The organism is Paenibacillus sp. 32O-W, from assembly GCF_007679495.1.
Taxonomy (GTDB): domain Bacteria; phylum Bacillota; class Bacilli; order Paenibacillales; family NBRC-103111; genus Paenibacillus_L; species Paenibacillus_L residui.
On sequence record NZ_VEGP01000099.1, the window covers coordinates 1 to 11,661 of the forward strand.

The window sequence follows — 11,661 nt, forward strand, 5'->3', positions numbered from 1 at the left end:
GGGAGCACATCCCCCTCTTCCGTGGCATCCAGAAAATACGGGGCGGTCAGCACGACCTCATCCCCCGTGTCCAGGCTACGGACATGGACCGCTGCAACTTCATCGCCCGACGTTTCCGCACGGACACATTTATAACGAGTCATTACGGTTAGCATTCCGCTATGAATGTAGGGAGCCAGCATGTCATTCAGGACAGCCAAGGCGGTACGGGGCTCATGGGCTACCCGGCTTACAGTGGCATTGCCCGGGTTCAAATAAAGAGCGGAACGGGCTGCTGCCGTCAGCGGAAAATTGCGGCTGTAGTAATCGCGCACCCGATTTCGGAATTGCCGATAGCTGGCGGTGCACCCGAACTGCTCGATCCACGGATGCTCATCCGGGGGAACCGCCTGGCTTGTCAATTGGCCTCCGATCCAATCTGTTTCCTCGGTCATGAGCACCTTTTTACCCATCTTGGCACAAGCTAAGGCAGCCGCGCATCCCCCCGTTCCACCTCCAATAATAACAACGTCTGCATGCCGTTGTTTCATCATCCGCCTGGCTCCTTTCCAATATCGTAGAATAAAAACTCGCTCGCTTAAGCAAAACTGAGCAATCGTTTGGTCAGATGTCAGAGATTCTGTACCATCCGATTGAAATTTCGTCTTAAATAGACGTAATCTTACCCCTGCAGGATTGGGGGTTATAACTCTGATAGTTGACCATCATTCGATGGATAAGAACTGTCGATTGTTTCCAATTAGACAATTTTATTCGTCAAAGACCGACTCATCCAGCAGGCCAAGCAGCAGACCCGCCGAGGTTATCGCGTTGGTCCATCCGCTTTCCATGCAATACGGCCCCCATCCGGTATCCCCGTTGTTGCCGAAATATTCTCTATGGCGCAGATCATACGCCCGCATCCACCCTCCATCGAACAGCGGATTGGGACTTTCGATTTGAATGCCGCACAGAAAACGGGACAAGTTTTGATATAATTCCGCGTATTTATCTTCTTGGGTCGCTTTCCATGCTTCCCACGCATTCATAAGCAGGAAATTATTCGTATATAATTGGTCGGCAATCTCCTCCCCGTTATATAGAAACACTCCCGTATCCTCTTGCCCGAACCGTTCCGGATCGGGGTTGTCCGCTTCTTCAATACCGCCCAAACTATGAAGATGGCTTAACAAATAGTGCGTAACCTCATCCAATCCTTGACGGATCCGCCCCGTCGGGTCCTTGCGGCTGAGATACCCCAAAGGAAGAAGGAAACGGGAAAGCCCGGATGTCCGGCTGTACATAAATTTAAGCTCTCCCATACGCTCCAGTAAAGCCAGAGAGCCCCGCATCGCCGTATCCAAATAGGCGGAGTCTTGCGAAACGAGATAAGCCTGTAGGAAAGCCGCATGAGCTATACTTTCGAAATGCGGATTAAAGCTCGCCGCATGCTCCGCCGATGCTTGGGCGGCCCCTTTGGCCTCCATCTCCGCCCCGATCAGCATGTTCGGCCTCAGGCCTGTCTCATGCTGCGTAGACAGCAGTGCCTGTGCGACCGCCATTCCTCTCCGCTTATATTCCTCCTTGCCGGTCCGGCGGTACAAATACAGAAGCACGAAGCAGACCCAGGCATTATCGTCCGTAAAAATCTGATCCGGCCTCTCCCCAGGGAACTGATACCATTTGAAAAATCCGAACGTCTCCGATTCAGGATTCATATCCTGATACCCTTGATCGAATAAATATTGCAGCAATCGGTGGGCCCTCTCGCTCCAGCTCGGGTCCTTCGTATACCGGGAATACAAATGCATCATCAATGCGGTATGCGCATGGCAGTCGGGGCGGCGGTCCGGCGATACCCGGGCGGTCACGGAGTGGACGTTCTCATACACACCCGTGGATCCGTCCTCTTCGGGGAGCATGCCGGAACGAAGGAACCATTGCGCATTCCGGCGCACAGCCTCCTCGGCCGGCTTATCGGCGCCTGTACGGATAATCAGGTCCAATCCGGCCAACGGAATGCCCGTAGCCTGCGATAGCTTCGCCAACACTTGGTTCCACAGCCAATGGGGCCTCAGGACCGTTCCATGAGGGCGGGATAGCAGCGAGAAGGCGCTGTAGACGACAAGACCTTTCCCCATCTTCTTAGACAGCAGACCGGGAAATGCGGACGTTCCGTCATCTTCTCCCGACTCGCGGGTTTGCCGGAAGGCTCCAAAGTCCAGCCAAGTTTCCGTATGAATGGAAAACCCGTAGGCCATCGCGCCCTCCCACTCCAGCAATGCCCCTTGGGGAAGGGAAGCATCCTTGAGCGCTACCCTCAGCTTCTCAAGTGTTCTTCTCGATTTGGGAAAATCCTGCTTCCAGCCGAACAACCGCGAGCTGGGAAAATCGAAGGCGCTGATCAATTCCGCATACAGTCTTCCCCCTTGCTCTACATAACGCCACAGCTTCTCTATTACCGGTACAGATAGAGCGGTTTCCTCGTCCACCTTGCCCGATCCTACGACCAGCACAGCATCATACGCATTCAACTCGTGATGCTCCAATTGGTTCAGCGAATACTGATTCGCCTCTATGGACAATGGATGGTCCAATTGCCTTTCCGAATAGATGGCAGCTTTCATGATAAGTCCCTCCGTTGATGTATTGAGGCCGCCAATGCAGGTCGGCCATAAAGCTCCTGATATTCCGTCGGTGACAAGCCGGCAATTTTCTTAAATGCTTTACTGAAGGAGTGAACCGATTGATAATGCAACAGCTCCGCAACCCGGGTAATCGTTGTATTGCCGGTTTGCAGCATTTTCATGGCGCGCAGCATTCGGCTGCGCGCCCAGTAGGTCTGCAGGGAAACTCCCATCTCCAGCCTGAAAACGTGGGACAAACGGGAGTAGCTGTAGCCTAAGGCATCGGCGATTTCATTCAGTTCCTTAATTTCCGTCATGCTCTCATCCATATAACGGACCGTTTGATAAACGAGCTCCTTCGCTCCGTTAATGGGAGCAGGCTTTCTCGCGGCCTGCTGCTGGCCCGGACGGGCGCGGAAAACGCTCACAACGATTTGCTGCAAAAAACTCTCCGCCATAGTCTTGGCCATGGAATCCGGGCGTTCCAGCTCCCTTAACAAGCCCAGCAGCATGGTTTCAATGGTACCGTCGTCCTTCAACAACTCCATTTGCTCGCAAGTCAGCTTGCCGAAGCGTTCGGCCACCGGTCCCCGGGCACCGTTGGAAAGCCGGAAGCGAAGCCCGAGCAGGCGCAAGGGATAATTCTCGGAGTTTTCTACCCGCCAACGATCCGGGGCTTGGCATACGATAATATCCCGCTCCTGCAAACGAAGCTGGTCACCTGCGCATAGAAGCGAACCCGTTCCGTTCATGACGTAATACAATTCCGTACTGTTCGCATGGACGGGGGAAGAGGAGAAGCCATCAAGAAAACAGCTATCTCTTACCTGCTCAAGAACAAAATGCCCCAATGCAATCGGCCGGTCTAAAAACCGTTTATCAAAACACCATCCCTCCGAACGGGCAGTATCGCTTTCCCTCGCCAACACCGATATTCGCCTCCCTTGCCGCTCCTCCCGGAGCCTCTTTTATGTCCATTGTGATAGGTCTTCCGTTAAATGATAAGAAGGCTATCTTACGATAACGGGGAAAATATTAAGGTTATGTAAAAGAGAAATAGAAGAGCCGGGGAAGTTCTCCCCGGCTTGCTTCCTTATTTGGACTGATCATACCAACCCGACAATTCCCGAATGACTTCTTCTCCGCCCTGGGATTTCCATTGGCTCACGAAATGGTCGAATCCGTCCAAGCTTTCGGCCCCCGCGATGACTTTAATGATGTAATCGGACTCGAGCTTGGTCAGCTTCTGCATGTTATTGCCGACGACAGGCAGCGGAGGAGCCAGAACGGTCGGATCTTTACGGGAGATCGGACCCTGCTTCTGAATTTCCTCGAACGCCTCATACAGCACCTGATCCTTGCGGACCCTCAGCAGCCACAGCTCCTCGTAAGCCGTAGAATCCGTGCTTGTCATGAACCAGTCGGCATTCCCGCGATCATCGTTGAACTTCGGCAGGATCGGGAACAGCTTGCCGCTGTCATCCTTCTTGTGATGAACGTTCTCTTCCCCGATGGAAAGGCTCTTGAACAGATCCGGCTGAACCTTCATGTTCATATATTTCATAGCATCCTCTTTATGCTTGGAGGATTTCGGAATGGCGATATACCAGCTTACTCCACCGCCCTGCAGCCAGTTTCCTGTCTGACCGTCCTTGCCTTTCAACGCCGGAATCTGGGTAATTTTCGCTTCAGGCATATTTTTCTTTAAGGCTTCGGTTACTGCCGGAGCTATTCCCCAGCCGTAGGTAATGACTCCCGCTTTCCCGGTCGTAAACTTCTGCTGCACGGTGGCTGATTTATTCACCGGCCATTCGGGATCAATCAATCCTTCGTTATACAGCTTGTTCATAAACTCCAGATATTCCTTCATACCCGGATGGTCCAGCCTGTGAATCAGCTTGCCGTCCTGAACCTCCCAAGGGGTTACAACCCCGAAGGCGCCGGAAATTTCCGGGATGATGCTCTCAAAACCGCTAAACGGGACAATGCCTTTCTTTTCCTTGATCGCTTTAAGCAGCTCATAGAACTCATCGATGGTCTCCGGTACCTTCATGCCCAGCTCATCCAGCAAATCCTGGCGGATAGCCAGAGAACTGCCGACGAAAGCCCGCGGATGCTTCTCGGGAATCCCGTAAATTTTTCCATCGACTTTAGCATTCTCGAACAGCTCCGGCGGATTGACTTCTTTTATCGTTTGTCCGTACTGTTCCAGCAGCTCGTCCAACGGCTCCAGCGCGCCCTGTGCCGCTAGGCGGTTGTACTGCGAGCCGGACAGCTTAATAATATCGTAGGGCTCCTTGTTGGCCATCAGCAGGTTAAGCTTGTCGTCCGGATTTTCGAGCGGCAGCGTTTCGTATTTGACTTTATATCCCGTTTGCTCTTCCAGAAATTTAGCTACCGGGTCGGAATTCGGATCGAAATTTCTCTGGAACCCGAGCTGTCTCAGCTCCGGCTTCTCGCTGCCCGCGCTGCCGCTTCCTTTGTCGCCATCGGCTTGGGTTCCGGAGCCGTTGCTGGCACAGCCCGCCAAGACTGAAAACGCTAACGAAAAACTGATCATACCGGCTATCGCCTTTTTCATGCTTGCTTCCCCCATTGGTTTAATATTGTGTTTAAGTCAGAGGTTGACTGGTTTGAGTATAGCATGATTAGGATTTGTCGTATTTGTCCACAGTTGCTTGTTTTGTTGTCCTGGCCGATAATTCAGCCCGTACCCCCGCCGGAATTCTCCACCTCGTTATACGGCAAAGCCGGATAGCGGATAACGACCTTCGTCCCTTCTCCAGGCTCGCTATAGTAGGACAAACCGTAGCCTTCTCCGTAATGAAGCTTGATTTTGTCGATGACATTGCGGACTCCATAACCGCTGCCGGGTCTCCCCGCCAGAATCTGCTCCGTCTCTGTGCGGCTCATTCCTACCCCATTATCCTCTACGCTAATAAAAATTTGATCTTCTTCACGGCAGGCGTGAATCCGGATTTTGCCTCTCTTGTCCTTCCGTTCCTGGATACCGTGCAGAATAGCATTTTCTACGAGCGGCTGCAGTATAAGCTTCACCGTCGCGCAGTTTTCCACCCCGGGCTCGCATTCCAGCTCATAGTCCACCATTCCGCCGAACCGTTTATTTTGCAGGTCAAGGTACATTCTGACATGCTCCAATTCATCCTGCAGTGTAATGATATCCCTGCCTCCCCTTAAGCTTAGCCGGAAAAATTTCGCCAGCATCCCGACCACTTCACTGATTTCCGGAGCCTTATGCTTTAAAGCCATCCAATGGATCATATCCAATGTGTTGTAGAGGAAATGGGGATTAATTTGCGCCTGCAGCGCCTTCAGCTCCGCGCTTTTCTTGAGAACCTCCTCCTCATATTTCTCCTTGATCAGCCTCTGCATATTTTCACTCATCAAGTTGAAATGCTGCTGCAGAACCCCCAGCTCGTCCGTACTGTCCACCCGAGCCCGGAAATCCCACTGCTCTTCTTCAATCTTGCGGATATGCCGCAGCAGAAGCCGAATCCTGCGCGTAATTCCCGACGATATCCAAAACGCCGTCAAAATGGCGATCACGGTCACAACAATTAATACAAGCAACAGATCCCGCGCCAATGGATTGATTTGCTGCGAGATTTCCTCCTGCGGGATAATCGCGACCAATCTCCAGCTCGTCCCTTCCACCTGCTTATGAATGACTATGGACGGTCTGCCGTCCGGTCTGGCCGTCAAGGTTCCTTCCGCTCCCGCCGTCCCGGAAGAATCATTTTGCAGCAAATCCAGGTCAATCCGCTTGCCGATCTGGGCTTTATCCAGCCCGGACATGATCACCCCATCCTGATCTGTTAAATAGACCTGTCCAAGGCGGGTAATATTGGTCTGGCGGATAATTTCGCTGATGCTCTCCTCCAAAATATCGATGGCTATGACGCCCAGAATCCGTCCATTAAAACCGCCATCCAACTGCAAGGGACGGACACAGGACAAAATCTGCTGCACCCCCCGCATATCCTGAAAATCGTATTCGTACGTCGGGCGGCAGTAGATGCCGTCCTGATTGCTCAGCATATCGCGGAACCACTCGGTTTGCATTGCTTCCTTCATCGGCAGAATGGTGCTGTTCTCCCGGGAGTAGATCCAGTCGTTATTGACATACAAGCGGATTCCGTAGATTTCACGGCTGTTTTGCGCTGAACGGATAATTTCCAGCAGCATCTGATAATCATCGATCTGCTGGCTTAACGTGTAGGAAGCATCCTTGTTGGCAAGAATTTCATTCAGCGATTTGTTCATGAACAGCATGCTGGAAACGTCCTTGACGTTATTGAGCTTGTAAGAAATAAACGTGTTCGCTTGCTCGAAGGACCGGCGGGTGGAATCTACAATCCGCTGCTCGACCATTCCTGATGTTTTATGATAAGAGATCCACGAGATCGATCCTACCGGTATAACGATCAGCACTATATAGGTCAACAGCAGCTTTTGCTTGATGCGCAAATTATTGAACAGCGCAAAGATTGAGAAACTTCTGCTCATAGAAATCCTTCTTCCGTCTTCTCGCGGAACTCGGAAGGGTTCATTCCCGTCAGCTTGCGGAACACCTTGGCGAAATAGTTGGCGTCCTGGTATCCGACCTTGCCGGCGATTTCATACAGCTTAAGCTTGCGGTCCTTAAGCAGCTGCTTGGCTTTCTCGATACGAAATTGAGTAATATAATCATTGATGGAGATGCCCTTCTCTTTTTTGAACAAAATGCAAAGATAGGTCGGCGTTAAATAAACATGCCCGGCAATCGAAGCAATCGAAACATCGCCGTCATAATTCGCTTGAATGTATTTGACGACTTCCCGGATAACCGACTTCTCGGCGGGCTGGCCGATGATCTCCATATTTTCCTTAATGATCCCCAGACGGCGAATCATGAAATTTCGGATAGTATATAATTCGCCGGCAACGAACACTGACGACCACAGCTCGTCATTCTCGAATTCCCACATCGTCTCGGGATACAGCTTCGTCATCGCTACATACCAGCGAAAAAGCTTCGTCCGGACGGCATCGATATCCGGCGAAGGAAATAGAACCAGATCGTTGACGCATTGGTCCAACAGGTCGATGGCCGCATCGATATCGCGCTGTTTAAGCAGCTCCTCGAAACGGATATAGTTCTGCTTATCGAATAACAACTGCTTAAGCTGCCCTTCCTGCGGGAGCTTGCTGTACCAGATCGATGTGTTCCAACCACGGTAAAAACGATGCTGAAGCGCTTTCAACGCTTCCCTGTAAGACCGCCCCAATGCGGCCGGATGGTGGCATATGCTCCCAACGCCCGCAGAGTAGGCCTGCTGGTTGTCCTCCTTGCGGAGCATGCGATTAAGCCATAAGGAGATTCGCTCTAGCTCGCTGTCGGAACGAATGCTGAAGCAAACGACCCCCATCCCATCCATGACTGCTGCAAGCAACATCAACTCCTGAGCTTTTCCTTCCGCGATAGCTTGTCCTTCCCATAAGTCCCATCCCGCCGCTTCCCTGGCAGTGAATACGCAGCATATATATTTACCCTCTCTCGGAAAACCGCCATGCAGCGTAAACAGCTCCTCAAGGATTCTTTCGGTGCCGGTATCGGCCGGGGAAGAGAGCTGGAACAGCTCTTTGAGCGCCTTACCCGTCAGTTCCGCCAAATTCTCGTCCAGCGCTTTGCGGATTTGCAGCAGTTTGCTGTTTTCTTCCCTGGACTTGCTGATTTCTTCCGCCGTCCTGCCCAGCAGCGCTTCCAGTTCGTGAATCTGAACGGGCTTTTCGATATAATCGACGGCCTGAAGCTTGATAGCGGATTTCAAATAGGCCACATCCGAATAGCCGCTCAAGAAGATAATTTTACAATCCGGGGCCAGCTCCTTGAGCTTCCCGGCCAGTGTAATTCCGTCCATTCTCGGCATCCTCACGTCACATAGGACAATCTCCGGGCGCAAAAGCATAAACCGCTCCAATGCCTCTTCCCCGTCCTCCGCTTCGCCGACGACCTCGAGTCCCAGCTGCTCCCAAGAAATGAACTCCCTCAGCCCGCTTCTAGTCATCTCCTCATCGTCTACCAACATGACCTTAATCAAGGAATGTCCTCCCAACTCTTGGAATTTCTAAGCGTAAAAGAAAAAGAGGTCTGCCCGGACAACCGGACATACCTTTAACAGAAAAATGTCAAAATAAGGAATTTTCTATGATGTTGTGCGAAAATCAAAGATTAAACGGCTTCGTCATTTTATTGAAAATGACGACAGCCCGTTTGTCAAGAAATATAAGCTTAATTTGTTGAACGCTTTCTTTACTACCCTTTAACAGAGCCTACCAGTACCCCTTTAACAAAATACTTCTGCAAGAAAGGGTATACGCACAGAATCGGAACGGTAGCCGTTATAATGGATGCGGCCTGCACAGCCTCCGGTGTCTTGTTCAATTCCCGGCTTACATCAATTTCCCCGGCCTGTGTCATCACCTCGTTGGTAGATGCAATCAGCTCTTTTAAGTATAGCTGAAGGGGCTTGAGTTCCGGGGCGGTAATGTATACCATAGCGGCAAAGTAGCTGTTCCACAAAGCGACGGCATAGAACAGGCCGACCGTAGCCAGCACCGGCTTCGACAGCGGAAGAATGATGCTGAACAAAATCCGGCCGGTTGAGGCACCGTCCAGTTTGGCGGATTCCTCAAGACTCTCCGGTAAAGCTTCGAAATAGTTTTTGACAATCAGCATGTTGAAAACAACGATCATGGTCGGGAGGAACAAGGCCCACATCGTGTTGACCAGACCGAGATTTTGCATGAGCAGATACGTCGGAATGAGTCCCCCGTTGAACAGCATGGTAAAAACATAAATAAGCAGAAAAGCTTTGCGTCCCACCAGATGGGGCTTGGACAGCGGATAAGCTGCCAGAACCGTCATCAGCATGGCGGATAGCGTCCCGATTATGGTGACGATGATCGTAATTTTAAAGGAATTTATAAATTGTTTATTGCCAAGCACCAGCTGGTAGGTCCCGGTTTGAAAGTCGATCGGATAGATTGTGACGAGACCGGATACGACCGCCGCTTCGCCGCTGAACGATTTGGCGATAATGTTCAGGAACGGGAAAAGCGTGGCCATCCCGAGCAGAATAAAAAAGACATAGTTCAATACTGTAAAAATACGTTCGCCGAGCGACTCGCGAATTCGTCCGCCCTGGACTTTAACCCGGCCAGAGGGTTGCAGAGTTTTACCAGTGTCCGCCATTACCAGATGCTCCTTCCTAAGTACTTGCGGCAGATAAAGTTGCCGGTCACTACGAGGGTAAATGCGACAACGGATTCAAATAGGCCTACCGCAGTAGAAAAGCTGTAATCCGAAGCCCCGAGTCCCACCCGGTAAACATACGTTCCAATGACATCCGCAACGTTATATACAACCGGATTATACATGACGAGAATTTGCTCCGTACCCGCCTCAAGCATGCTTCCTAGACGGAGAATAAGCATCAGGACAATGGTGGAAGCCATTCCTGGCAAGGTTACGTGCCACATCTGCTGAAATTTGTTGGCTCCGTCCATCTTGGCCGCTTCATAGAGCTGTGGATCAATAGAGGAAATGGCCGCCAAATAAACGATCGTACCCCATCCGACCTCTTTCCAGCCCTCGGTCACTACGAGCAAAGGACGGAATACGTTCTGATCCATAAAGAAGCCTATCGGTTCGCCGCCAAGCTTCTCTATCAAGGTATTGACGATTCCTCCATTAAGAGAAAGCAGATTGATGAATAATCCGCTGACGATAACCCAAGAAATAAAGTGAGGCAAATAAATGATCGATTGCACGACTTTTTTGAACATCATTTTGCGGATTTCATTCAATAGAATCGCAATAATAATCGGTGCGGGGAACAAGAAAATAAGCTTGTACACGCTGATGATAACGGTATTCCGGAACACACTGAGGAATTGGTCGTTGACCATCAGCTTCTCAAAATGCTTCAAGCCCACCCATTCGCTGCCCGAGATTCCGCGAAAAATACTAAAATCCTGAAATGCAATGACCAACCCGTACATAGGAGTGTATTTGAAAATAAGCAAAAACACCAAGCCCGGGATGAGCATTAAATACAAGCCCCATTCCTTGCGAATGCTGGCCCACTTACTACCCGAGGACCGGCTCCGGGAACGGGACTGTTTGGTTGCTGCCTTCATGCAAGCGCCTTCCTTTCCCGATGAAGTATGATCAATTCCGCTATAGTCCTATTGTCTACCCGGACGCCTCTTTCTGGAAGGATGCAATCTTACGATAATGAAGAAAATATTAAGATCATACTGAATATTTGAAGATACGCCGGTAACTCTCCTCGATAAACCTTAGACTGTTATTCTGTTGGCTCAGTTTCTGTTTAGCCATCATTATCTCCCTCCAGTCCTTTTGACTGTTATCCCATTCGCTCAGTTTCTGTTTAGCCACCATTATCTCCCCTCCAGTCCTTTTGGCTGTTATGCCATTCACTCAGTGCTTTTCTGCCGCCCATCAGCTTCCCTTTCCCACACCTTTGTCTGCTAACCCGTTTACTCTGTTTCTGTTTAGCCATCATTATCTCCCCGCTAGTCCTTTTGACTGTTATCCCATTCGCTCAGTGCCTTTTCAGCATCCATCAGTTTCCCTTTCCCACATCTTTTTTCCGCGATCCCGTTTACTGAGTTTCTGTTTAGCCACCATTATCTCCCCTCCTGTCCTTTAGACTGTTATCCCATTTGCTCAGTTCCTATTGAACCGCATTAGTATTTCTTCACACCTTTGATTGTTATCCCATCGACTCAGTTTCGTTTGGGCGCTTTCTCACAACTTTTGGCCCTTATCCCGTTCACTCAGTTTCTGAATGGCCCTCATAACCTCCTCTCCAGTCCCTCTGACTGTTATCCCATTCGCTCAGACGTACCCCACTCGTTTCTTTGACTCTTTAAAACATAGAAACTTCTGATCAAAATTCAAGACTGATTGGTTTGAATTTTTGCCAAAAAACTCTTTATAAAAGTGCATTTTACTTCGATTTAAACA

At 50.4% G+C, this 11,661-nt stretch carries 8 protein-coding genes; all 8 read right to left on the reverse strand.

Annotated features, from left to right (window positions below):
- On the reverse strand, positions 1 to 533 hold a 533-nt coding region (locus FS806_RS23800), incomplete at its 3' end, for an FAD-dependent oxidoreductase (protein WP_144941663.1).
- A 216-nt stretch (positions 534 to 749) separates the two neighbouring features.
- Positions 750 to 2,606: a glycoside hydrolase family protein gene (locus FS806_RS23805; protein ID WP_144941665.1), complete on the reverse strand. Its 1,857-nt coding sequence runs from the start codon at positions 2,604 to 2,606 to the stop codon at positions 750 to 752.
- A complete protein-coding gene (locus FS806_RS23810; RefSeq protein WP_144941667.1) occupies positions 2,603 to 3,535 on the reverse strand; it encodes a helix-turn-helix transcriptional regulator in 933 nt (310 codons plus the stop codon). The genes FS806_RS23805 and FS806_RS23810 overlap by 4 nt, the downstream gene beginning before the upstream one ends.
- Before the next feature lie 164 nt (positions 3,536 to 3,699).
- Complete coding sequence (locus FS806_RS23815; RefSeq protein WP_186328522.1) at positions 3,700 to 5,187, reverse strand: extracellular solute-binding protein; 1,488 nt, start codon at positions 5,185 to 5,187, stop codon at positions 3,700 to 3,702.
- Positions 5,188 to 5,309: 122 nt separating this feature from the next.
- Positions 5,310 to 7,133 (reverse strand): cache domain-containing sensor histidine kinase, encoded by a 1,824-nt coding sequence (locus tag FS806_RS23820; protein ID WP_144941672.1) that lies wholly within the window; start codon positions 7,131 to 7,133, stop codon positions 5,310 to 5,312.
- Positions 7,130 to 8,707, reverse strand: coding sequence for a response regulator (locus FS806_RS23825; protein WP_144941674.1), 1,578 nt, complete (start codon positions 8,705 to 8,707; stop codon positions 7,130 to 7,132). Before FS806_RS23825 ends, FS806_RS23820 begins: the two co-directional genes overlap by 4 nt.
- 215 nt (positions 8,708 to 8,922) lie before the next feature.
- A complete protein-coding gene (locus FS806_RS23830; RefSeq protein ID WP_144941676.1) occupies positions 8,923 to 9,861 on the reverse strand; it encodes a carbohydrate ABC transporter permease in 939 nt (312 codons plus the stop codon).
- Positions 9,861 to 10,808, reverse strand: a complete 948-nt coding sequence (locus FS806_RS23835) for an ABC transporter permease (RefSeq protein ID WP_144941678.1) — start codon at positions 10,806 to 10,808, stop codon at positions 9,861 to 9,863. Before FS806_RS23835 ends, FS806_RS23830 begins: the two co-directional genes overlap by 1 nt.
- Positions 10,809 to 11,661 lie beyond the last annotated feature (853 nt).